The organism is Caballeronia sp. LZ065 (assembly GCF_031450975.1).
GTDB lineage: Bacteria > Pseudomonadota > Gammaproteobacteria > Burkholderiales > Burkholderiaceae > Caballeronia.
This window is the reverse complement of record NZ_JARUXV010000004.1, coordinates 23,102-46,264: the sequence shown is the minus strand read 5'-3', so window position 1 is coordinate 46,264 and position 23,163 is coordinate 23,102. Positions and strand designations below refer to the sequence as shown.

General features: G+C 65.2%; 22 protein-coding genes. 11 read left to right on the top strand and 11 right to left on the bottom strand.

From position 1 onward, the window contains the following. Nucleotides 1-185 precede the first annotated feature (185 nt). From QCE63_RS26950 to QCE63_RS26940, 3 genes are read left to right on the top strand one after another with little or no spacing between them, the layout of a single operon-like run. Nucleotides 186-2,246: a sigma-54-dependent Fis family transcriptional regulator gene (locus QCE63_RS26950; protein ID WP_309837444.1), complete on the top strand. Its 2,061-nt coding sequence runs from the start codon at nt 186-188 to the stop codon at nt 2,244-2,246. Further along, nucleotides 2,243-2,842: a flavoprotein gene (locus QCE63_RS26945; RefSeq protein WP_309837443.1), complete on the top strand. Its 600-nt coding sequence runs from the start codon at nt 2,243-2,245 to the stop codon at nt 2,840-2,842. Before QCE63_RS26950 ends, QCE63_RS26945 begins: the two co-directional genes overlap by 4 nt. Continuing rightward, nucleotides 2,821-4,221, top strand: coding sequence for a DUF6513 domain-containing protein (locus tag QCE63_RS26940; RefSeq protein ID WP_309837442.1), 1,401 nt, complete (start codon nt 2,821-2,823; stop codon nt 4,219-4,221). Before QCE63_RS26945 ends, QCE63_RS26940 begins: the two co-directional genes overlap by 22 nt. Here the strand turns inward: QCE63_RS26940 and QCE63_RS26935 are convergent. After that, the gene (locus QCE63_RS26935; protein WP_309837440.1) at nt 4,218-4,766 is read right to left on the bottom strand and encodes a thioredoxin family protein; all 549 of its coding nucleotides are present in this window, start codon (nt 4,764-4,766) and stop codon (nt 4,218-4,220) included. The two genes, QCE63_RS26940 and QCE63_RS26935, sit on opposite strands and share 4 nt — an antisense overlap. A 99-nt stretch (nt 4,767-4,865) precedes the next feature. On the opposite strand from QCE63_RS26935, the gene QCE63_RS26930 reads away from it, so the two are divergent. Continuing rightward, a complete protein-coding gene (locus tag QCE63_RS26930) occupies nt 4,866-5,048 on the top strand; it encodes a hypothetical protein (protein WP_309837438.1) in 183 nt (60 codons plus the stop codon). A gap of 106 nt (nt 5,049-5,154) precedes the next feature. After that, the gene (locus tag QCE63_RS26925) at nt 5,155-5,541 is read left to right on the top strand and encodes a type II toxin-antitoxin system VapC family toxin (RefSeq protein ID WP_309837435.1); all 387 of its coding nucleotides are present in this window, start codon (nt 5,155-5,157) and stop codon (nt 5,539-5,541) included. 32 nt (nt 5,542-5,573) lie between these two features. Here QCE63_RS26925 and fba read toward each other — a convergent pair whose 3' ends face one another. The 7 genes from fba to QCE63_RS26890 are packed head-to-tail and all read right to left on the bottom strand — an operon-like array spanning nt 5,574 to nt 13,632. Continuing rightward, on the bottom strand, nt 5,574-6,611 hold the full coding sequence (gene fba / locus QCE63_RS26920) for a class II fructose-bisphosphate aldolase (protein WP_309837432.1): 1,038 nt from the start codon (nt 6,609-6,611) through the stop codon (nt 5,574-5,576). A 37-nt stretch (nt 6,612-6,648) separates the two neighbouring features. Then, nucleotides 6,649-8,691 (bottom strand): transketolase, encoded by a 2,043-nt coding sequence (tkt, locus tag QCE63_RS26915; protein WP_309837431.1) that lies wholly within the window; start codon nt 8,689-8,691, stop codon nt 6,649-6,651. Nucleotides 8,692-8,726: 35 nt separating this feature from the next. Then, nucleotides 8,727-9,599, bottom strand: a complete 873-nt coding sequence (locus QCE63_RS26910) for a phosphoribulokinase (RefSeq protein ID WP_309837430.1) — start codon at nt 9,597-9,599, stop codon at nt 8,727-8,729. A 41-nt stretch (nt 9,600-9,640) separates the two neighbouring features. Beyond that, nucleotides 9,641-10,747, bottom strand: a complete 1,107-nt coding sequence (locus tag QCE63_RS26905) for a class 1 fructose-bisphosphatase (RefSeq protein WP_309837429.1) — start codon at nt 10,745-10,747, stop codon at nt 9,641-9,643. A gap of 19 nt (nt 10,748-10,766) precedes the next feature. Further along, nucleotides 10,767-11,678 (bottom strand): CbbX protein, encoded by a 912-nt coding sequence (gene cbbX / locus QCE63_RS26900; protein ID WP_309837428.1) that lies wholly within the window; start codon nt 11,676-11,678, stop codon nt 10,767-10,769. A gap of 15 nt (nt 11,679-11,693) precedes the next feature. Next, complete coding sequence (locus tag QCE63_RS26895) at nt 11,694-12,110, bottom strand: ribulose bisphosphate carboxylase small subunit (protein WP_309837426.1); 417 nt, start codon at nt 12,108-12,110, stop codon at nt 11,694-11,696. Nucleotides 12,111-12,138: 28 nt separating this feature from the next. After that, nucleotides 12,139-13,632: a form I ribulose bisphosphate carboxylase large subunit gene (locus QCE63_RS26890; RefSeq protein ID WP_309837424.1), complete on the bottom strand. Its 1,494-nt coding sequence runs from the start codon at nt 13,630-13,632 to the stop codon at nt 12,139-12,141. Between the two features lie 365 nt (nt 13,633-13,997). Here QCE63_RS26890 and pqqA point away from each other — a divergent pair, with 365 nt between their 5' ends. The 3 genes from pqqA (at nt 13,998) to QCE63_RS26875 (ending at nt 15,444) form a co-directional block, all read left to right on the top strand. Continuing rightward, nucleotides 13,998-14,072 (top strand): pyrroloquinoline quinone precursor peptide PqqA, encoded by a 75-nt coding sequence (gene pqqA, locus QCE63_RS26885; protein ID WP_008354335.1) that lies wholly within the window; start codon nt 13,998-14,000, stop codon nt 14,070-14,072. Nucleotides 14,073-14,150: 78 nt separating this feature from the next. Then, a complete protein-coding gene (locus QCE63_RS26880) occupies nt 14,151-14,717 on the top strand; it encodes a DUF447 domain-containing protein (protein ID WP_309837422.1) in 567 nt (188 codons plus the stop codon). Between the two features lie 28 nt (nt 14,718-14,745). Continuing rightward, nucleotides 14,746-15,444: a (5-formylfuran-3-yl)methyl phosphate synthase gene (locus QCE63_RS26875; RefSeq protein WP_309837420.1), complete on the top strand. Its 699-nt coding sequence runs from the start codon at nt 14,746-14,748 to the stop codon at nt 15,442-15,444. 28 nt (nt 15,445-15,472) lie between these two features. Here QCE63_RS26875 and QCE63_RS26870 read toward each other — a convergent pair whose 3' ends face one another. From QCE63_RS26870 to QCE63_RS26860, 3 genes are all read right to left on the bottom strand, one after another. After that, nucleotides 15,473-16,060: an aspartate kinase gene (locus tag QCE63_RS26870; RefSeq protein WP_309837419.1), complete on the bottom strand. Its 588-nt coding sequence runs from the start codon at nt 16,058-16,060 to the stop codon at nt 15,473-15,475. Between the two features lie 85 nt (nt 16,061-16,145). Then, entirely contained in the window at nt 16,146-17,294 is a 1,149-nt protein-coding gene (locus QCE63_RS26865) for a hydantoinase/oxoprolinase family protein (RefSeq protein ID WP_309837418.1), read from the bottom strand. Then, nucleotides 17,291-18,328, bottom strand: a complete 1,038-nt coding sequence (locus tag QCE63_RS26860; RefSeq protein WP_309837417.1) for an ATP-grasp domain-containing protein — start codon at nt 18,326-18,328, stop codon at nt 17,291-17,293. The genes QCE63_RS26865 and QCE63_RS26860 overlap by 4 nt, the downstream gene beginning before the upstream one ends. A 13-nt stretch (nt 18,329-18,341) precedes the next feature. On the opposite strand from QCE63_RS26860, the gene QCE63_RS26855 reads away from it, so the two are divergent. The 3 genes from QCE63_RS26855 to QCE63_RS26845 all read left to right on the top strand — a co-directional run bounded on the left by QCE63_RS26855 (nt 18,342) and on the right by QCE63_RS26845 (nt 23,161). Continuing rightward, entirely contained in the window at nt 18,342-19,064 is a 723-nt protein-coding gene (locus QCE63_RS26855; RefSeq protein WP_309837416.1) for a HisA/HisF-related TIM barrel protein, read from the top strand. Between the two features lie 1,149 nt (nt 19,065-20,213). Beyond that, complete coding sequence (locus QCE63_RS26850) at nt 20,214-21,464, top strand: formylmethanofuran dehydrogenase (protein ID WP_309839262.1); 1,251 nt, start codon at nt 20,214-20,216, stop codon at nt 21,462-21,464. Beyond that, on the top strand, nt 21,461-23,161 hold the full coding sequence (locus QCE63_RS26845; RefSeq protein WP_309837415.1) for a formylmethanofuran dehydrogenase subunit A: 1,701 nt from the start codon (nt 21,461-21,463) through the stop codon (nt 23,159-23,161). The genes QCE63_RS26850 and QCE63_RS26845 overlap by 4 nt, the downstream gene beginning before the upstream one ends. The last annotated feature ends 2 nt before the right edge of the window (nt 23,162-23,163 follow it).

Genomic DNA, 23,163 nt, shown 5'->3' with positions numbered 1-23,163 from the left:
CATCACTCTCCAGCCCGGCCACGAGGCGCGTCTGCGTGCGGAATGCGAAGCACAAGAATCAGAGCAATGACGAATCAGCGCAATTGAGAACGCCGCAGCGCCAGCGGAATACACAACAGATTCGGCGCCGGACGGGCCGCGTGCATAGCGCGCACCGGAAGTCGGCGTAACGGAGACTTGCCCCCATGTCGTCGCTTGCTGACGTAGACACGCATGTCCGGGAAGTACTGAACATCGTCCATAACCCGCTGGCCGCCCGCCGCGCCAGCGACTCGGTCGCGCAGTCATGGCTGCGCTGCCTCACCGAGTTTCAGCTCGATCCCGGCCGCTTCGTCATGCCGCCCGTGCTCACGCAGCACGAGCTCAACGACCGCCGCGAAGCCGCAAGCGACCTGATCGCGTCGTCGAAGCTCGAAATGACCACGCTCTACCAGCAGCTCGCCGATCCGGAACTGGCCGTCGTGCTCGTGGATGCCGACGGCGTCATCGTGCATCAGGTCTCGTCGGTGCCGTTCGGCGAGGCCGTCGCGGCCGACGGACTGCGCGTCGGCGCCCTGTGGAGCGAGCGCGAAGCCGGCACCAACGGCATGGGCACGTGTTTGATCGAGCGCGATTGCATCGCCGTGTGCCAGCACGAGCATTTCTATCCGCGCTATACGTCGCTCACCTGCTCCGCCGCGCCGATCTTCGACGAACGCGGCGAGATCGCCGGCGTGCTCGACGTGACCAGCCGCTCCAAACTGCTGCAACAGCATTCGCTGGTACTTGTGGGCATGTCGCGGCAGATGATCGAGAATCGTCTGATCGATGCCCGCTACCAGCACGCCAATCTGATCCACTTTCATAGCCGGCCGGAATTCGTCGGCACGCTGCACGCGGGCAAGCTCGCGGTGAGCGGCGACGGCGTCGTGCTCGCGGCAAGCCGCAGCGCGCTGTTCCAGCTCGACCTGCGCTCGCCCGGCGAACTGTGCGGCAAGCGCATCGAAGCGGCGTTCAACGCGACGCTGGAAGACATGATCGCGCGCAGCATCCGCGGCTCGTTCCATCCGGTGACGGTGTACAGCGCGAAGACCAACACGCGCTTCTTTTTGACGGCGCAGACGCCGCGCGACGGCGCCGCGGGCAGCACCCGCATCCTGATGAGCGAGCCCGCCGCGACACCGGCGCGTGCCCGCCCGCCGAAAAAGGACGTCGCACGTGAACCGGCGGTCGCGGGACGGCTCGACAAGCTCTCGCATCTGGAATTCGGCGATCCGCGCATGGCCTCGCAGATCCAGCTCGCGGCGCGCGTGATCCAGCGCAAGATCCCGATCATCCTGCGCGGCCAGACCGGCACCGGCAAGGAAGTGTTCGCCAATGCGCTGCACAGCATCAGCCCGAACGGCACGGGTCCGTTCGTCGCGGTGAACTGCGCGTCCTTGCCGGAGAACCTGATCGAGAGCGAGTTGTTCGGCTATCGCGCGGGCGCCTTCACGGGCGCGCAACGCGAGGGGCGGCGCGGCAAGATCGTGCAGGCGAATGGCGGCACCTTGTTTCTCGACGAGATCGGCGACATGCCGCTCGCGCTGCAAGCGCGTCTGTTGCGCGTGCTCGAAGAACACGAAGTCACGCCGCTCGGCGCGGAAACCACGGTCAAGGTGGATTTCCAGCTGATCAGCGCGAGCCATCGCAACCTGATCGAACTCGTGCAGAACGGCCTGTTCCGCGAGGATCTGTATTACCGGCTGAACGGCATCGAGATCAATCTCCCGCCGCTGCGCGAACGCGCCGATGCGCTCGCGTTGATCGGCCACATTCTCGACACCGAATCCGACGATCCGCCGAGGCTCTCGGCCGAAGCACGCCATGCGCTGCTGAAGTACCCATGGCCCGGCAACATTCGCCAGTTGCGCCATGTGCTGCAAATGGCGATCGCCTTGTGCGACGGCCCCGAGATCCTGTGTGCGCATCTGCCCGCCGAGATTGCCAACGGCGTGAACCCGGCCACGTCCGTGCGCGCGCCGGCTCCGGTGGCGAGCGCACCGCCCGCGCATCTCGCGGAAGATGCCGATGTCTCTTCGCTGAATGCGATCCAGGCGAAGGAGCGCGAGACCGTGCTGCTGCTGCTCGACGAGCATCGCTGGAACGTGAGCAATGTCGCGAAGGTGCTGAGCATCAGCCGCAACACGCTGTATCGGAAGATGCATCGGCTGCATATTCGCCTTTCGCACGATTCGCCTGCCGACAACGCCGCCGCCGACGCATGACGCCACCCACGCCCGCCCGCCGGCTCGACGAGTTCAAGCCCGACGCGCGTTTCGCGTGGTGCGTGACCGGCTCCGGTCACATGATCGAAGAGTCGATCGCGCTCGCGCTGCGCCTGCCGGGCGTCGATCTGTTCCTGTCCTCGGCCGGGGAAGAGGTGTTGCCGCTGTATGGCTGGCCCATCACGAAACTGCGCGAACGTTTCAAGGTGTTCCGCGACAACAGCGCGAGCAGCGTGCCCGTCGGGATGCTCTATAACCGCGACTATCACACGGTGGTAATCGCGCCGGCGACCAGCAACACCGTCGCCAAATGCGCGTTCGGCATCTCCGACACGCTGCCCACCAATCTCTACGCGCAGGCCGGCAAGCAATGCGTGCCGGGCATCGTGTTCGCCTGCGACACCGAGGCTTCCGTCATCACCCAGGCGCCGAAGGAATGGGTCGAAGTGCGGCCGCGCGCAATCGAGTTCGAGAATGTCGAGCGGCTCGCGCGTTTCGCGCATACCACCGTGCCGCGCTCGCTCGACGAACTCGAAGCCGCGCTCGATCAACGCCTGTCGGCCCTGAAGCTTGCATGGAACACATCGTCTTCCTGACCGGCCGGCTCGCGCAACTCAGCCTTCAGCAGGTGCTCGAAAGCATCGCCCCCGCGGCGCAGCGCACGCCTTTCACCTGGGAAGTGCGGGAAATCGGGCTGCAGGTCGCGGGGCTGATGACCGCCGACATGATCCGCCGACGCGTCGCCGTGCCGTTGACCGAAGGGACGACGCGCATGATCGTGCCCGGCCGGTGCCGCGGCGATCTCGACGCCCTCGCCGCTCACTATGGCGTGAAGGTGGAACGCGGGCCGGAAGAGGTCAAGGATCTGCCGCAGTTCTTCGGACGCGAGGCGCGGCACGTGGACCTGTCCCGCTACGAGACCGAGATCTTTGCGGAAATCGTCGATGCGCCGCGCCTTGACCTCGACGGCATCGCGGCCCGCGCGCATGAATATCGGCGGCAGGGCGCGGATGTGATTGACATCGGCTGCCTGCCCGAGACGCCGTTTCCGCATCTCGAAGAAGCAGTTGCGATGCTGAAGAAGCAGGGCTTTCGTGTGAGCGTCGATTCGATGCGCGAGGACGAGCTCCTGCGCGGCGGACGCGCGGGCGCGGACTATGTGATGAGCCTGAACGTGGATACGGCATGGATTGCGGACGAGATTGCGTCCACGCCGGTTCTGGTGCCGCGCGAACCCGCGGACGTGGCTTCATTGGATCGCGCGATCGACGCCATGACGAAGCGCGGCCGCGCCTTTCTCGCCGATCCGATTCTCGACCCGATTCCCTTCGGTCTTGCTGCTTCCATCGCGCGATATGTCGCCTTGCGCGAGCGCTATCCCGACGTGCCGATCATGATGGGCGTCGGCAATGTCACCGAGTTGACCGAAGCGGATACGAGCGGCATCAATGCGGTGCTGTTCGGCATGGCGGCGGAGCTGCGCATTGCGGCCGTGCTGACGACCTCGGTCAGTCTCCATGCGCGGCGGGCCGTGCGCGAAGCCGATGTCGCGCGCCGCGTGATGCATGCCGCGCGCGAAACGCAGACCTTGCCCAAGGGCATTTCCAGCGATCTCTCCGCGTTGCATGCGAAGCGGCCGTTTCCGTACGACGCCGGCGAGATCGACGCGATCGCCGCCGCCGTGCGCGATCCGAATTTTCGCGTGCAGGTGTCGTCGCAGGGCATTCATGTCTATAACCGTGACGGTCATCATGTGGCCGTCGATCCGTTCGCGCTCTACCCCGAACTCAAGGTGGAAAGCGACGGCGGCCATGCGTTCTATCTCGGCGTGCAACTGGCGCGCGCGGAAATTGCGTGGCAGCTGGGCAAGCGCTTCGATCAGGATCAGCCGCTTGACTGGGGATGCGAAGTAGAGCGGCCGGAAGAGGATCTCACCGCGTGGCACGCGCCGGGAAGCACGCGCCGGAAAGGCTAGCGCTTCCATTTGATCGAACAACCCAGCGCGGGGTATTGCGGGTCGTCAGGTTCGGCATCGTGCGCGACGGCAAGCATGGCCTCGAAGAGGTCGCGCCGTGCCAGAGGCAAGGCTTCCTTGCGCGATTCATCGATGCGTCCGCGATATCTCAACCTGAGTTCCCGGTCGAAGCCGAACGCTTCCGGCGTGCACACCGCGCCATAGTCGCGCGCGACCTGCTGGGTTTCATCGTGCAGATAGGGAAACGGTAGCCGCCATTCGTGCGTCAACGCAATCATGCGGTCGAAGGCGTCGTCGGTGTAGACGCTGGCATCGTTCGAATTGATACCCGCGAGGTTCACGCCGTGCGATTGCAGTTCGTGCGCGTCGCGTATCAGGTTCGGCAGCACGGCTTTGACGTAAGGGCAGTGGTTGCACATGAAGACGATTACGAGGCCGCTCGGACCTTTGAGCGAGTCCAAGGTGTAGGTTTGGCCGTCGGTTGCCGGCAAGGTGAAAGTTGCTGCCTGTGTGCCGGGATCGATAGCCGGGGATGCGGTGGGCATTGAGATAGCTCCTATTTGATATCGGTTGGCCGATCGATGTATTGGCGGGTTGAAGGCGCTCGGATAGCATGGGATTTCCATCAGTCATCCGGAGCATTCATGTATATTTTCAGCGTCGAAGAAGCACAAAATGATCTGCCACGCATCCTTGATATGGTTGCTCAGGGAAAGGATGTCGCTATTGGCGGCGAACGTCCAGCGTTGCTGCGTCGAGTGAAGGCAGTCGGAAATCTCTCGCACGATGACCCGAATCCTGCGGTTCCATCATCATCGGACATGTAGACGATGGCGTTCTCGACGATGAATCCGTCAAGCCCTTGCCTGACGACATCACCGCCGAGTTCTACAAGCCGAGGATTTACGACGTCACTCCTGTTGCCGAGCACCGATGATGCGACTTCTTCTCGATACCCACGTCTACATCTGGAGCGTCTTGAAGGATCGCAAGATGCCAAGTGACTTCCGGGAAATGATCGCGGAGGCGGATAAGGTGTTTGTCAGTACCGCGACCATCTGGGAACTGTCAATCAAGGCCGCGCGGGGAAAACTCGAACCCGCGGCCAACCGAACCATCGACTTGCTGGAGGCGCAGCCGTTTATTGTGCTTCCGGTACTGCTGAAGCATGCCAAAGCGGTTCGCAACATGCCGGACCTTCATCGCGATCCCTTCGATCGTGTGCTCATCGCGCAGGCACGCACCGAAATACTCAAGTTCTTGACGGTAGACAGCGAACTCTCCAACTACCTCAACGAAGCCCTTCCCGTCTTACGGTAGTCGGTAAATCGGGGCGCGCCCTCGCCTCAGCTTCAGTGATACTTCCTCGCCATGACTTCCAGCCCAACAGGCCTGATCCTTTGCCCATGTCCCGCGCATCCGAACGCCTCGAAGCGTTCGATGCACAAATCCCGCGCCGCCGCCGTCGCGGCTTTCAGCGCATGCCTCGGATCGAACTCCGACTTCGCCGCCGCCATCGCCCGGCGCATGGCGCCTGTCATCGCGAGCCGGATGTCGGTGTCGATGTTCACCTTGCGCACGCCGTTCGCAATGCCGCGCCGGATTTCCTCGACCGGCACACCGAAGGTCGCGGGCATCTCGCCGCCGTGCTCGCGAATGATCGCGAGCCATTCCTGCGGCACCGATGACGAACCATGCATCACCAGATGCGTATTGGGAATGCGCGCATGGATTTCGGCGATACGGTCAATCGCGAGAATATCGCCGGTGGGCTGGCGGCTGAACTTGTACGCACCGTGCGACGTGCCGATGGCTATCGCGAGCGCATCGATGCCGGTTGCTTCCACGAACGCGCGCGCCTCATCCGGATCGGTCAGCAGACGGTCGCGGCTCAACGCACCTTCCGCGCCCACGCCATCTTCCTCGCCCGCGAGTCCCGTCTCCAGCGAGCCGAGACAGCCGAGCTCACCCTCCACCGAGACGCCTACCGAATGCGCAGCCTCCACGACGCGCCGGCTCACCTCGACGTTATAGCCATATTCCGACGGCGTCTTCTGGTCCGGCATCAGCGAACCGTCCATCATCACCGACGTGAAGCCGGAACGGATCGCCTGCGGGCACACCGAAGGACTCGCGCCATGATCCTGATGCAGCACCACCGGAATCTCCGGATGCGCTTCCACGGCCGCGAGCACCAGATGCCGCAGATACGGCTCGCCCGCATACTTGCGCGCCCCCGCCGACGCCTGCAGGATCACCGGGCTTCCCGTTGCCTCGGCCGCCGCCATGATCGCCTGCACCTGCTCCATGTTGTTGACGTTGAACGCGGGCACGCCGTAGTCGTGCTCCGCGGCGTGATCCAGCAACTGTCTCAATGCAATGAAGGCCATGTCGAAGTCCCTCTCGATGATCGTTGGCGATGAAGGCTCAAGCCGCCACGCGGCGCGCTTCCTCGACGAGCGCATCCGTGGTCACGCCGAAGTGCGCGAACAATTCGCTTGCCGGCGCGGATTCCCCAAACCGGTCGATGCCGACCACGCCGCCATTCAGTCCCACGTACTGCCGCCAGAATGCGGTCACGCCCGCCTCGATCGCGACGCGCGGCACGCCTTCGGGCAACACGCGCTCGCGCCACGCATTGCACTGGCGGTCGAAGACGGTGGTCGAAGGCATCGACACGACGCGCGCGAGAATGCCCTGCTTCCTGAGCGGCTCGACCGCTTCCAGCGCCAGCGCCACTTCCGAGCCAGTGGCGATGAGCACGACGCGGCGCGCATCGCGTTCACTGGTGGCCGGCCAGTCGGCCAGCACGTAGCCGCCGCGCTCGATTGCATCTATCTGCGCCTCGTCGCGCGGCACGAACGGCAGGTTCTGCCGCGACAGCAGCAGACACGACGGCCGGTCGCGTTCGACCGCGCTGATCCATGCCTGCATCGTCTCGACGGTATCGCACGGACGCCACACGTCGAGTCCCGGAATCATGCGCAACGTCGCCGCATGTTCGACTGGCTGATGAGTCGGACCATCCTCGCCCAGCCCGATCGAATCGTGGGTGAAGACGAACACCGTGCGCGTTTTCATCAGCGCGGCCATGCGCAGCGCATTGCGCGCGTAATCCGAAAACGTCAGGAACGTGCCGCCGAACGGCAGATGTCCGCGATGCAACGCCACGCCGTTCAACACCGCGCTCATGCCGAACTCGCGCACGCCGAAGTGAATGTAGTTGGCCTGGCCGGACGCCGCCGTCATGTCGACCGCGCCCTTCCAGCGCGTGAGATTCGAGCCGGTCAGGTCGGCGGAACCGCCGAGCAACTCCGGCAATGCGCCCGCCAGACCGTCGATGGCCAGTTGCGATGCCTTGCGGGTCGCCACGGTCTGGCGCGCGCGGTCCGCCTCGCGCACCAGCGCATGCGCCGTATCGCGCCAGTTCGCGGGGAGCGCGCCGCGCGCCCGCCGCTCAAACTCGGCGGCTTCGTCCGGAAACGCCCGGCGATAGCCCTCGAAACGCCGCTTCCAGTCGTCCTGCGCCGCCGCGCCCGCCTCGCGCGCGTCCCACAGCGCGCGCACCGCCGACGGAATCTCGAACGGCCCATGCGCCCAGCCCAGCGCGCGGCGCGTGGCTTCGGCCTCTTCCGCGCCAAGCGGCGCGCCGTGTACCTCATGCGTGCCGGCCATGGTCGGGGCGCCCCGGCCGATCACGGTCTTGCAGCAGATCAGCGTCGGCCGGTCCGAGTCGCGCGCGTCCTGCAACGCCTGTGCGACCGCGTCGGCATCGTGCCCGTCCACACGCTTGACGACGTTCCAGCCATACGCCTCGAAGCGCTTCGGCGTGTCGTCGGCGAACCAGCCTTCCACATGACCGTCGATGGAAATGCCGTTGTCGTCATAGAGCACAGTGAGCTTCGCAAGCCGCAGCGTGCCCGCCAGCGACGCCGCCTCATGCGACACGCCTTCCATCAGGCAACCGTCGCCGACGAACACGTAAGTACGATGATCGACGATCTCATGCCCCCGCCGGTTGAACTCACGCGCGAGCAGAGTTTCGGCGAGCGCCATGCCGACCGCGTTTGCCAGTCCCTGCCCGAGCGGCCCAGTCGTCGTTTCCACGCCGGGTGTCACGCCCGCTTCCGGATGGCCGGGCGTCTTGCTGCCCAGTTGCCGGAAGCGCCGGATGTCGTCGATGGACACGTCATAGCCGCTCAGATGCAGCAGCCCGTAGAGCAGCATCGAGCCATGTCCGTTCGAGAGCACGAAGCGGTCGCGGTCGGGCCAGTCAGGGTCCAGCGGATTGAGTTTCAGATGACGCGTCCACAGCGCGACCGCGATCTCGGCCATGCCCATCGGCATGCCGGGATGACCCGAGTTTGCCTGCTGGACCGCATCGACGGCGAGCATGCGCAGCGCGTTGGCCATCTGGCGGACCTCGGGCGAGCGCTGGCGAGAGGGCAAAGCTTCAGCAACGGCATTCATGGATGCCTCCTTGATGCAATGGGAAAACGGGCTGCTCAGGCGCGGGCGCGACGGTCACGCAACTGCAGGATCATCGGCGTGAAGATCAGCTGCATCGCGAGTCCCATCTTGCCGCCAGGCACGACGATCACATTCGGCCGCGACATGAACGAGTCGTGCAGCATGGTCAGCAGATAAGGAAAGTCGATGCCGCGCGGCTTCGCGAAGCGGATCACGACAAAGCTCTCGTCGGGTTGCGGAATCTCGCGCGCGGTGAACGGATTCGATGTGTCCACCGTCGGCACGCGCTGGAAGTTCACATGCGTATGCGAGAACTGCGGGCAGATGTAGTTCACGTAATCGGGCATGCGGCGCAGGATGGTATCGACCACAGCTTCGTGCGAATAGCCGCGCATCGTCTGGTCGCGATGCAGTTTCTGGATCCATTCGAGATTGATGATGGGCACCACGCCCACCAGCAGATCCGCATGACGCGCGATGTCCACTTCGTCCGTGACGGCCCCGCCATGCAGGCCTTCGTAGAACATCAGGTCGGTATCGGGCGTGACGTCTTCCCACGGCGTGAACGTGCCCGCATCCTGCTTGAAGCGGGCGGCCTCGGCATCGTCGTGGACGTAATGACGGAACTGCCCGCCGCCGCTCGTGCCGTAAGTTTCGAAGAGGCTTTCGAGCTCACGCAGCAGATTCGCTTCCGGCCCGAAGTGACTGAAGTTGAGGCGTCCGTCGCGCTCGCTCTGCTTCATGGCCTCGCGCATGCCGAGACGGTCATAGCGATGGAACGCGTCGCCTTCAACAACTTGCGCGTTGATCTTTTCGCGCCTGAAAATATGCGTGAAACTCTTCATGACGGTGGTGGTGCCGGCGCCGCTCGAGCCCGTCACCGCGACGATCGGATGCTTGACTGACATGCGCTGTCTCCCTGGTTGTTGATGTCGTATCGAGCGCTGCTTCAGGCTTCCGTCTCCGGCAAAAACAGCGAGCGCTCGTTGAACAGCGGCGACGTGAACGGCTTGTCCTCGCCGCGATCGTATTCGCCGTGATAGCGCTGGATCCGCTCCACTTCATGGCGCGACCCCAGAATCACCGGCACGCGCTGATGTAGCGCGCCCGGCTGCACGTCAAGAAGGCGCTCGCGTCCGGTGATCGACAGGCCGCCCGCCTGCTCGACCAGGAAGCTCATCGGGCTCGCCTCGTACAGCAAACGCAGGCGGCCTTCCATCTCGGGCGTCCTGAAGTCGCGCGGATACATGAACACGCCGCCGCGCATCAGGATGCGATGCACTTCCGCGACCATCGATGCAATCCAGCGCATGTTGAAATCTTGCGCGCGGCAGCCGGTGCGGCCGTCCTTGCACTCCTGCACGTAGCGGCGCACGGGCGGTTCCCAGAAGCGCTCGTTCGACGCATTGATCGCGAACTCGCATGAGTCTTCCGGAATGCGGATGTCGGAATGCGTGAGCACGAAGTTGCCGACGTCGCGTTCGAGCGTAAAGCCATGCGTGCCGTTGCCGACGGACAGCACCAGCATCGTTGATGGCCCGTAGATCGCATAGCCCGCCGCAACCTGTTCGCGGCCCGGGCGCATGAACGCGGCTGCATCGGCGGCGCCGCGCGTGCCGCCCTCACCTTCACCATCGCGACGCAGCACCGAGAAGATGGATCCGACCACGCCGTTGATGTCGATGTTCGACGAGCCATCGAGCGGATCGAAGGCCAGCAGATAATCGCCACGCGGCCAGGTTTCCGGAATGGCGTACACGCCGTCCATTTCCTCGGACACCATGCCGGCCAGCAAGCCGTCCCATTCGCAATGCTGCAGGAAGATCTCGTTGGTCACGAGGTCGAGCTTCTTCTGTTCCTCGCCGTGCGTGTTGACCGACTGCGCCGAGCCATGCTGCCCGCCCAGCGCGCCGCGTGTCAGCGCTGCCGCGATCGTCTTGATCGAGGCCGCGACATCGATCAGCAACGCCGACAGACCGCTCGCCGCATCCGGACCCGGCTGGCGATCGAGCGTGTCGATCAGGAACTTCGATAAGGTAGTGCGTCCATCCAGCATCGCGCAGTCTCCTTGTAGGTCACGAATCGGCAAACACGCGGCTCGCGCGAATGTCGCTGGCGTCGAGCTGCATCAGCGCGTTGGCATCGGCATGGCACGCGCCGCGCTCGGCCGCCGCGAACAGACGATTCGCCTGGCGCAGCCGCGCGCGGTCCAGCGCGTTGCGCACCGAACGCGCGTTGGCGAAGTTCGGCTGGCGGATGCGGCGCGTGAGATAGTCGTCGAAGGCGCGGCGCGCGTCGTCGTCGAAGCGGTAGTGCATGTCGGCGAGCATGTGCTCCGCAATCTGCAGCAACTCGCCCGGCGCGTAGTCGGGAAACACGAGGTGATGCGCGATGCGCGACCGAAAACCCGGATTGCTGTGGAAGAAGGTTTCCATGCGCGCTTCGTATCCGGCAAGGATCACGACGAGATCGTCGCGCTGGTTCTCCATCGTCTGGAGCAGGATCTCAATGGCCTCCTGCCCGTAGTCGCGTTCGTTCTCCGGCCGGTACAGGTAGTAGGCCTCGTCGATGAACAGCACGCCGCCCATCGCACGCTTGAGCACTTCGCGCGTTTTGGGCGCGGTATGCCCGATGTACTGGCCGACCAGATCGTCGCGCGTCACCGAGACGAGATGATTGCGCCGGATATAGCCGAGCCGGTGCAGCACCTGCGCCATGCGCAGCGCAACGGTGGTCTTGCCGGTGCCGGGATTGCCCGAGAAGCACATGTGCAGCGTGGGCGCACCCGACGCGATGCCGAGCGTCGCGCGGGCGCGTTCCACCAGCAGGTGCGCGGCGACCTCGCGGATGCGCGTCTTGACCGGCGCCAGCCCGATCAGGTCGCGGTCCAGTTCCGCCAGCACCTCGCCGATGCGCGATTCGCGGTACAGCGCCATCAGGTCGGCGTGCGTCGCCTGGGTTTCGTCGAGCGTGGCTTCGGCGCTCATGGTGTCGCCTCCTCATCAGTAACGTTCGCCGGCGGGGCGGTCGGTGGCGTAGGTGCGGATCGCGTAGCGCTGCACGCGGCTGCGGTCGTCCTGACGTTCGAGGCGGAAGCCGTGCTCCACCTCCGGACGATTCACCATGAACGAGAGCCGCATCGTCTCGAAGCCGCGCACCGAATCGAACGCATTCACCTTGATGTAGTGACGCGGATACGTCTTGCGGCATGCGTTCACTTCCATCAGCACGCCGGCGGCGTCGTGCAGGTCGAACATCGGCAGGCCCCACATTTCCCAGTAGGTGTTGCGCGGGTGCGGATCATCGGTGTATTCGACCGAGCAGGCCCAGCCCTGATCCAGCGCATAGCCGATCTGCGCGACGATTTCCTCGTCGGTCAGCGGCGGCAGGAATGAAAACGTGCCTTGTGTGATCTTCATGTCGGTTCCTCGATGCGGGTGGGCAGACTCAGGCCGCGGCGGTCGCCGTCACGGCGAAGTCCGGCGTATCCGTCGATGCATAGTTGAAGGTCACGTCGCGCCAGGTATCGAGCGCCTGCTGGAGCGGCGTACAGGTGCGCGCGGCGGCCTCGAGAATGTCCGGCCCCTCGTGGGCGATGTCGCGTCCTTCGTTGCGGGCCTTGACCATCGCTTCGAGCGCGACGCGGTTCGCCGTTGCGCCGGCCCGGATGCCTTGCGGATGCCCGATCGTGCCGCCGCCGAATTGCAGGATGCAGTCGTCGCCGAACAGGTCGAGCAGCTGATGCATCTGCCCGGCGTGAATGCCGCCCGACGCCACCGGCATCACCTTGCGCAAGCCGGCCCAGGGTTGATCGAAGAACACGCCGCGCGCGAGGTCCGGCTCGTTGCGCGCGTCGCGGCACACGTTGTAGTAGCCCTGCACGGACAAGGGATCGCCTTCGAGCTTGCCGACCGCCGTGCCCGCATGCGCGTGATCCACGCCCGCCATGCGCAGCCATTTCGCGATCACGCGGAACGAGATGCCGTGATTGCGCTGCCGCGTATAAGTGCCGTGTCCGGCGCGATGCAGATGCAGGATCATGTCGTTGCGGCGCGCCCACTTCGACATCGACTGGATCGCGGTCCAGCCGATCACGAGATCGATCATCACGATGCACGAGCCCAGTTCCTTCGCGAATTCGGCGCGCTCGTACATGTCTTCCATGGTGCCGGCGGTCACGTTCAGATAGTGGCCTTTCATCTCGCCGGTTTCGGCCTGCGCGCGGTTCACGGCCTCCATCGCGAACAGATAGCGGTCGCGCCAGTGCATGAATGCCTGCGAATTGATGTTCTCGTCATCCTTGAGAAAGTCGAGACCGCCCTTCAGCCCTTCATAAACGACGCGGCCATAGTTCTTGCCCGAGAGCCCGAGCTTCGGCTTGACGGTCGCGCCGAGCAACGGGCGGCCATACTTGTCGAGCCGTTCGCGCTCGACGACGATGCCGGTCGGCGGCCCCTGGAAGGTCTTCAGATACGCCACCGGGATGCGCATGTCTTCGAGACGCAGCGCCTTGAGCGGCTTGAAGCCGAACACGTTGCCGATGATCGACGCGGTCAGGTTCGCGACCGAGCCTTCCTCGAAGAGATCGAGGTCATAGGCGATGTACGCGAAGTATTGCGGTTCGTCGGCGCGCATGCTGGGCACGGGCTCGACGCGATACGCCTTGGCGCGATACATGTCGCACGCGGTGAGGCGGTCGGTCCAGACGACGGTCCAGGTTGCCGTCGACGATTCCCCCGCTACTGCCGCCGCCGCTTCCTCGGGCTCGACGCCCGCTTGCGGCGTGATGCGGAACAGCGCGATCACGTCGGTGTCCTTCGGCGTGTAGTCGGGCTGCCAGTAGCCCATCTCGCGATACTTCATGACGCCGGCCGCATAGCGCGAGCGCGGATCGGACGGATTGCGCGCCGCCTCGACGGCGGCCTTGTTGAAGTCGTTCATTCCGTTTCCTCGACAGTGAGATGAGAGGGACGTGCGCTTGATGACTGCCCTGCTGTGAATGCAGAGTAAGCATTGGCCGCAGCGAAAGGAATTCACGATTTGCTTGCAGGACCTTAAGCGATGCCTTATTGGGTGTTTGCCCTGATGCGCTCCTGAACGGGTGATGGAACACTTTGTTCTGGTTCTGTCACAGTCGATGTGCGCGTTCACCGAATGGACCGACCGTGCGCCGCGCCGGATCACTGGCATGACGCTTGCAACGCTTCAAAGCCGGCCACCTCCCGGCCGTCGGGCGGATTCGTCCGCACTGGCAATTCATTGAAGCGGTATCCGAGGCTTTCACTCACCCATCTGGAGGAACGCTCATGCAATGGACTACGCCCAGCTTCACCGATATGCGTTTTGGCTTTGAAATCACGATGTACATTGCCACCCGCTAAAGGTGGAAGCACCCGCACGACGCCGCGTCGAAGCGATGCGGTCCCTTCGTGCGGTCCCGAATCTGCACGCCGCCCGTCATGATTTACGAAACCGTCGTCACGACCGCAGACCGCGAGGGCCGGCCCCACATTGCGCCGATGGGCGTGCGCTTCGAAGACGGCTTCGCAATCCTTGCGCCCTTCCGTCCCTCCGCGACGCTCGACAACGTCATCGCGACGCAGAGCGCGGTGCTCAATTTGACGAACGACGTGCGGGTGTTCGCCGGCTGCGTGACAGGCCACAAGCGCGACTGGCCGACGGTGCCCGCCGACACGGTGCCGAGCGTACGGCTCGCGACGACGCTTGCCCATACCGAGTTGCGCCTCGCCGCGATCGATGACGACGACACGCGTCCGACGCTGCGCATGGCCTGCGTACATCGCGCAACGCATGCACCGTTTCCGGGCTTCAACCGCGCACAAGCCGCGGTAGTCGAAGGCGCGATACTCGTCAGCCGGCTCTTCATGCTGCCGGCCGACAAGGTGAACAGCGAACTTGCGTACCTGCGCATTGCCATCGACAAGACCGCTGGCGATGCCGAGCGCGAAGCATGGCACTGGCTGCTGCTCGCCGTCGATGCGCATCGCGCGAAGGCGTTGACCTGATCTGTCTTCCCATTGGAGTGTTCAAACGATGACCGCATTGCTCGCGAGCGTCCGCTCGGCGGATGAAGCCTTCGATGCCGCGCACGCCGGCGCCGAACTGATCGACTTGAAGGAACCGCGTGCGGGCGCGCTGGGCGGCGTCGCGACGGGCGATATTGCACGGATCGTCATCGCGTTGCGGGCGCGGTATCCGGTGCGGCCGATCAGCGCGACCATCGGCGACTGGCCCAATCATGCGCTCGACGAGATCACTGGACGCGTGCTCGAGGTCGCTGCGGCGGGCGTCGATTACGTGAAGGTGGGCATCTCGCCCGGCGCGGGCGCGGAGCGATGCCTGCGGCATCTTGCGAGTCTGCCGGCCGCGGTGGTGCCGGTGCTGCTGTCGGATGACGGCGTGGATCGCGCGCTGGCGGCGCTCGCGGCGCAGCTGGGGTTTGTCGGCATCGTCTTCGATACGGCGGGCAAGAATGGCCGCACGCTGTTCGATTGCGTCGACGTGCAGACCTTGGCCGCCTGTATCGCCGATGTCCGCGCGCGCGGCGCGATGAGCGCGGTGGCGGGTTCGCTCGGCTGGCGCGACCTCCACACCATTCGCCTGCTTGCGCCGGATATCGCGGGCTTTCGCGGCGCGTTGTGCGACGAGCGCGACGGACGCGCCGGCACGCTTGATCCGCGCAGGGTCGAGCGGTGGGCGCGCGCGCTGCACGGCGAGAGCGTGACCGTATGAAACACTCGAGACGGCGGGTGGCTGCGTGTCACACCGTCACGTTGAGCAAGCGGTCGCGCATGACGGCGAGATCGCCTTTCCCCAGGATCTCGACCACATAATTCGCGTCGCGCACATAAGCGGGAAAGCGCCGGTCCACGACGCCATCGGCGGCGAGCGCTTCCAGCGATGCATGCGCTTCCACCTCGCACGACTTCACGATCATCAGGCGCTCCGCATTCAGCGAGGTGGAGAGCCACGCGGCGAGGCTGTCCGACGTCACGTCCCAGTTGGTCATCTTGTCGGGCGTCGTGCGCATCAGGTCGGTGGGCACCCAGACGGCCACGCGGCCATCGCGCAGCGCGCGCCGGATGCGGCTCTCGTTCGACGCCAGCACGAGTTCCGGTACGACGCCCTGCATCAGGATCGCGTACTGCGCCATCGCCAGCAGACACATGTTATGGGCGGCGAGATCGTCGAACTGCCATTCGCTCTGATATTGCCGCACCGCGTCCGCGAAATCGCCGCCGCCCGGCACGATCACGACGCGCCCGCCGCCCACTTCCCATAGCCGCGTCAGCCATTCGCGCAGCGCCGGGTCGTGACTGAGGCTCCCCCCGATCTTCACCACCCACATAGTTTCCTGTCCTCGTTCGATGATGCCGCCGGGCCACGCACCCGGTTGAATACCGCGTCTTCAACTCGCTATGTTTCTCAAACTATCACGCCGCGCGCGACGACGCATCGTGCGATGGCTCTGTTCCGTTGTCCCGCGCGCCTTCCATGGGCGTCGTCGCCAGCGAGGCGAGCAGCGCCACCGCGACGCTCGGCGCACAGGTCGCGACCCATTCGACGCGCGTTGCGTCGTCATCGGCGACGCCCGCGAGCCGCGCGAAATCCACGTAACCGCGCGCTTCCTGGCGCGCCAGCGCCGCCGCGAGAAAGCGCCCACAACCCGCGCCGATGATGGGCGCCGTCGCCAGTGCGGCGTCGCGTGCAATGACTTGCGCAAGACCGGCGGCCAGCGTGCGCAACTGTTCCTGCCGCCAGGTCTGCGCGAAGCGCTTCCATTCGGCATCGGATGCTTCCGCGGCATCGCGGCCGATCATCCGTGCGATGCGCGCGCGGCTGGCGGCTTCGGTCTTGGGTCCGTTGTCGGCGCTCGGATGCTGGTCGTGCGCGGCCCAGAGTTCGCCGGTGAGGCGATAGACATCGGCCGTCGTGGCGAACCATTCGTTCATCACGCCGCTCGTCTCGCCGCGAAACGCGATGCGCTGTGCCACGCCGCACAAGGGTGTGCGCACGACGCCCTGATAGACCAGCTCGCCGCTGACCAGCCGTTCGGCGTCGTTCGCGCCGCGCGCCCGCACTTCGCCGCCGATGATTGGAATGATGTCGGTGGTCGTGCTGCCGATATCGATCAGCACCGCATCGCGCATGCGGGTGGCGGCCCAGCGCGCGGTCGCGAGCCAGTTCGCCGATGCCACCTTGCGCCAGCCTTTTGCGCAGGCCGAGCGCGCGAGCCACCCGCCGTGCTCGCCGCCGCCCGCGAAGAACAGCGTGCGCGGCCCGAGCCGTTGCGCGAGGGTGCGGCTGAGTGTGCACACGCCTTCGGCGCGGTCGGCGAACAGATCGACCATTTCGCCGGTCATCGTGACGGCGTGGCGCGCGGACGCATCGCCGGCGGCGGGCCAGCGTTCGAACACGCCGTCGATTGCGCGTTCCAGATGCGCGAGGCCCTGCCACAACGGGCAGGCCCATTGGGCGACATCGACGAGCACGCCCTTGCGGTTGGCCAGCGACACCTTGACGTGCGCGCCGCCTACGTCCCAGCCGAACACCGGTGCGTCGCCGGAAGCCGATGCCCTCATGACGCGCCTCCGACTGCGCGCAGTGCGTGCGCTTCGCCGTCGAAGCCGGGCACGCGATGCGCGGCCAGCAGTTCGGCCGCGAGATTCCTGCCGCCGCGCCGGCTCAGTTCGGCATAGGCGACGGTCGGCCGTGGATTCACCTCGATGACGACCGGCCCGCGTTCCGGATGCCATACCACGTCGATGCCGACGAAGCCGCGCAGACCGGGAAGCGCCTCGGCCACGCGCAGCGCGAGCCGTTCGAGCGCGCGTCCTTGCGGACCGTGGCGGTCGATGCGATCGACATCGACGCCGTCGAACTGCACGATGCGTTCGCGCCGTTCGGGGCTTGCCGGTTCGGACAGTCCGATGCGTTGCCGGTTGATGCTGACGAGCCGCGCGAGCCGGTCGCGACAGATCAGGGAGAGGCTGAGCGGTTCGCCTTCGATCCATTCCTGCAACACGGGCGTGCGTCCTGCTTCGACGCGGGCTACGTATTCGGCGCGGGCGGCGGCGAGATCGTCGTAGACGCGGGTGTCGAGGCCGCCGGCGCCGTCGTCGGGCTTGACGACCCAGCGGCGTCCGGGGGCGGGGGCGGCGACGTCGGGTTCGAGCGCGGGCGTGACGGGCATGCCGCGCGTGGCGAGCCAGGCGGCGGTGGCGCTCTTGCTGGAGGCGGTGCGGATGGCTTCCTTGGCGCAGCCGAGCCAGCGGGCCTGTCCGACGGCGTCGTGGAGCTTGAGCAAGAGGCCGTCGCACTCGGGAGCAACGATGCAGGCATAGTCATGCTCGCGGGCCATGCGGGCGACGAAGCGCGTGAGCGGTTCGCCGGGCTGGGCACGGACGTGGTTTTCGGCGTCGGCACCGGACTCGAAGCGCGAGCCTGCGACGGTCACCGCGATGCCGGGGAGCGCGTGGAGGTCGGCGGCGAGTGCATCGCGCATGACGCGGCCTTCGACGATGAGTGCGGAGAGATCGGCGAGGCTTGGGGCGCCAGCCACGTCCGGATCGATGCCGCCGCCGGTGAGATACTCGAATACGAAGATCTTGATCAAAGGAAAGCCATCCATGCAGGTGATACCCGTTCTCGATCTGCTCGACGGTCAGGTGGTGCGTGCGGTGCGCGGCGAGCGTTCGCGTTACCGGCCGATTCAGTCCTCCTTGTGCGCGACGAGCGAACCGGTGGCGGTTGCTCGTGCGTTGCTTGCGGTTACGGGCGCTGCCGTGCTGTATGTCGCCGATCTTGGCGCGATCATGCAGCGCGGCGCGCATGAAGCGGTGCTGGCCGAACTCTGCAACGCGCTGGGCGGCGGAGCCGAGATCTGGCTCGATGCCGGCTTCACGGCGTGTGCGCCGATGCGGGCTTGCGTCGAGCGGATCGCGGGGCTTTCGCGGGCGTCATCGCGGGCGGCGATCGTGCCGGTGTTCGGCACGGAGACGCTGCTCGATCAGGGCGCATTTGCTGAAGCGTCGGCGTGCGGGTTCGAGCCGGTCCTGTCGCTCGACTATCGCGGTGGGCGAGCGCTTGGGGCGCTTGGTGCTGAGCGAGGCGAGAGCACTTGGTGGCCGGGGCGGGTGATCGTGATGACGCTCGATCACGTAGGCGCGGAGGCCGGGGTGGATCTCGACACGTTCAGCGCCGTGCGCGCGCTTGCCGGGGAGCGCGTTGTGATCGGTGCGGGCGGGGTTCGCCATCGGGACGATCTTGCGCTCGCCGCGCAGTGCGGGGCGGGAGGGTGGCTCGTGGCCTCCGCGCTCCATGATGGGTCGCTTTTTTCTTCAGCTTCCTGATATGGGGCGTGGGGCTTGGTCGGCATGCTGTCTCAATTTTTGTGCCAATTGAAGACAGGCCTCGTTTTCGTTGTAATCGTTTGGAAAGCGCTGTCCCAGCGCCGGTCTTTTACGTGACAGTGTGTTGCTTCATGGAGCAAGGTTCTTTGGTGTCGCTGTTGAGGGCGTTTGCCTGTGCTCTTATGGGATACCCGTAGGATTTAGGGCGCCTTTGATGGTTTGTGGTTCGCCTGTGCTTCGATCGACTTCCCGCATTCGCGTCGGTCTGTTAGCACTGCGCCGGTCTTCGCTCTGGTCCTTCGCGTGGGTTGCTTGTGTTTGCCTGCGCTTCTATGGACTTCCTGTATTCGCGTCGGTCTGTTAGTACTGCCCTGGTCTTCGCTCTGGTCCTTCGCGTGGGTTGCTTGTGTTTGCCTGCGCTTCTATGGACTTCCTGTATTCGCGTCGGTCTGTTAGCACTGCCCCTCCCCGGGGCGGGGGTAACTTTCTTTGCGGCTGCAAAGAAAGTCACCAAAGAAAGCAGCTTTCTTACCGCCCAAGGTCCACCCAGCGGCGCGACTCAGAAATACCTCATTGGCCCTGCACTAGCGAGTGCCCTCAAAGGTCTAACCGGGCTTGGATCGCGGACCCAACATGACAACGCGCCGCTTAACGAAATGGTGCAGCCATTGAAAGCGCCGGCCCAGCGCTACGCGCTGCCGCAGGGTATGCAAGGGAAACCGGTGGGAGGCAAGAGCAATGAGATGGAGGCGTTAGCAAACAGGCACGGGCAGACCCGATTGACCGGACGGCGGCGCGTAGCGCTGCGCCGGAGCATTCAAGGGCTGCACCAGTTTGTTCAATGGTGCGATTTCACAGTGGGTCCGCGATCCAAGCCCGGTTAGGCCTATGAGGGCACTCGCTACTGCCGGGCCAGAAACAAGGTTCTGTGCTGCGCCCGTAACTTGACCTTGGGCGGAAAGAAAAGCTGCTTTCTTTGGTGACTTTCTTTGCAGCCGCAAAGAAAGTTACCCCCGCCCCGGGGAGGGGCAGTGCTAACAGACCAACGCGAATACGGGAAGTCCATGGCAACGCAAGCGAAAGACCAAACCCAAAAGAGCGAGCCCAACGAGCGCCAAACCGGCATGGAGTTTGCTCAAAGCCTCGACCATGCCCCCGACACCAGAACCCGGAAGCCCACCCGCCGAGGCAATCGGCGAAGAGACCCCTTGGACGTGTCCGTTCTGCCCATTGCTATGCGACGACTTTCCGCTGGCCACCCTCACCGCCCGTTGCCGGCGGCTTACCCAAGCTCTCGCGCATATAAACCCGCAGGACACAACCCGCCCCCCCGAAATCGACGGTCAAGCCACCGATCCCGAAGCAGCGCTTCGACAAGCCACCGAGATCCTGTCAAACGCCCATCGCCCGCTATTCGGCGGCCTCACGACCGACATCGCCGGCGCCCGCGCGATCTATAAACTCGCCGCTCACTGCGGCGCCATCCTCGATCACCTCCACGGCGACACCCTCGCCGACACCACCCGCGCACTCCAGGATCGCGGCGCCTTCTTCACCACGCTATCCGAAATACGCTCACGCGCCGATCTGATCGTCGTGTTCGCCAGCGAGCCATCGCTGCACTACCCACGCTTCTACGAACGCATCGCCGAGCCCGGACGCGACGTCCCCATCGTATTCATCGGACGCAGCGCCGATCAGGCCGCCCGCACCCCACCTACCGAATCGATCCTCGCAGGCCACGATCCCTTCGACCTCCTCGCACTCTGGTCCGCGCACCTCGAATCCAGTCGGCCCATCCCGCACGCCGATCTCGCCTCGCTGACCGAACGCATCCAAGCCGCGCACTACACCGCATTCATCTTCGAACCCGCCGCGCTGCCCGCACCGCACGCCGCGCTCGCCATCGAAGCGCTACAGCGCATCGTCAAGGCCTTCAATCGCACCACGCGCGCCGGCGCCCTCGCCCTCTCCGGCGACGACGGCGCCCTCTCCGTCAATCAAACCACCACCTGGCTCTCAGGCTTCCCACTGCGCACGCGCGTCGCCTACGGCATGCCGCTCGATCACGATCCGTACCGCTATCGCACACACACGCTGCTGAGCCGAGGCGAAATCGACACGCTGCTCTGGGTCTCCAGCTTCACACCCGAACCCCTTCCCGCCGCCCTCGACGACACCATCCCCATCATCGTGCTCGGTCATCCCGCAACCCGGCTGCCGCCACGCAAAGGCCCGACCGTGTTCATCCCCGTCGCAACGCCGGGCATCGACAGCGGCGGACATCTGTTCCGCATCGATACCTCCGTCGTCGCACGCCTCACCGCCGCGCGCGATAGCAGCCTGCCCAGCGTCGCCGCCATCGCCGCACGCCTCACACAGGCGAGGAACCGCCCATGAGCCTCACGCGACTCCGCGGCGGCACACTCTACGATCCCGTCAACGGCATCGACGGCGAAGCACGCGACATCCTGATCCGCGACGGCCGCATCGTCGCTGACGCAAACGGAGAAAGCATCGCCCCCGAACGCGACTTCGACGCGCACGGCATGGTCGTCATGGCCGGCGGCATCGACCTGCATTCGCATATCGGCGGCGGCAAGACGAATCTCTCGCGTCTGCTGCTACCCGAAGACCATCGCGACGACCCGCGCGCCGTCCCCGAGCGTCCCAACGAAGGCCGCTATCTGCGGCTGCCCTCGTGTGGCACCTGCACACCCGGCACGCTCGCGACCGGCTATCGCTATGCGGAAATGGGCTACACCGCCGCCTTCGAGCCGGCCATGATCGCGTCGAACGCTCGCCACGCGCATCTGGAAATGGGCGACACCCCCATCATCGATCACGGCGCCTACGTGATGATGGGCAACGACGAACTCTTCCTCCAGATGCTCGCCGCGCAGGACGACTTCGAACACCTGCGCGATTACGTCGGCTGGACCCTGCATTCGAGCAAGGCGCTCGGCGTGAAAGTCGTCAATCCAGGCGGCATCTCGGCGTTCAAGTTCAATCAGCGCTCCCTCGATGTCGACGAGCAGCACGTTCACTACGGCATCACGCCGCGCGACGTGCTGCGCACCCTCACGCAAGCGCTGACCGAGCTGCGCGTGCCGCATCCGCTGCATGTCCACACGAGCAATCTCGGCGTGCCCGGCAACGTGGAATCGACCATCAAGACGATGGACGCCGCCGAAGGCCTGCCCATTCATCTGACCCATATCCAGTTCCATAGCTACGGCGCCGGAGGGCCGCGCAAGTTCTCGTCGGGCGCGCGGGCCATTGCCGAAGCGGTCAACGCACGTCCCAACGTAACCATCGACGTGGGTCAGGTCATCTTCGGCCAGACCGTCACCGCGTCCGGCGACACGATGATGCAGTTCAAAAACACGCCGATGGCACGTCCGCGCAAATGGATCCTCGGCGATATCGAATGCGACGCGGGCTGCGGCGTCGTGCCGTTCAAGTATCGCGAGCAAAGCTTCGTGAACGGGCTGCAATGGATCATCGGGCTCGAAATTTTCCTGCTCGTGAACGATCCCTGGCGTGTCTCGATGACCACCGATCATCCGAACGGCGGCCCGTTCACGAGCTATCCGCATCTGATTCGCCTGCTGATGGACAAGTCCTTCCGCGATGCCCAGCTCGACACACTGCACGCCGATGCCAGAACAGCCAGCGCACTCGCCGAGATCACGCGCGAGTTCTCGCTGTATGACATCGCGATCATCACGCGCGCGGGCCCGGCGAAGCTGCTCGGCCTGACGGATCGCGGGCATCTCGGCGCGGGCGCGGCGGCCGACATCGCCGTATATCGCGACGACCCCGACCGCGAGCGCATGTTCACCTCGCCCGCGTACGTGTTCAAGGACGGCGAACTGATCGCGCGCGACGGCACGCTGCTCGCGACACCCACCGGCGGCATTCATTTCGTCAGCCCGGACTACGACCGCTCGATCGAAAAGCGCGTGCGCGACTATGCGCAGACGCATCTCGCCACGCGCTTCGAGAACATCGCCATCGGCGACGACGAAATCTGCGCCTGCTGCAACGGCGGCAGGCTGCTGCCGGTCGCGTGCCTCGCGGCGGGCGGAGGTTAGCG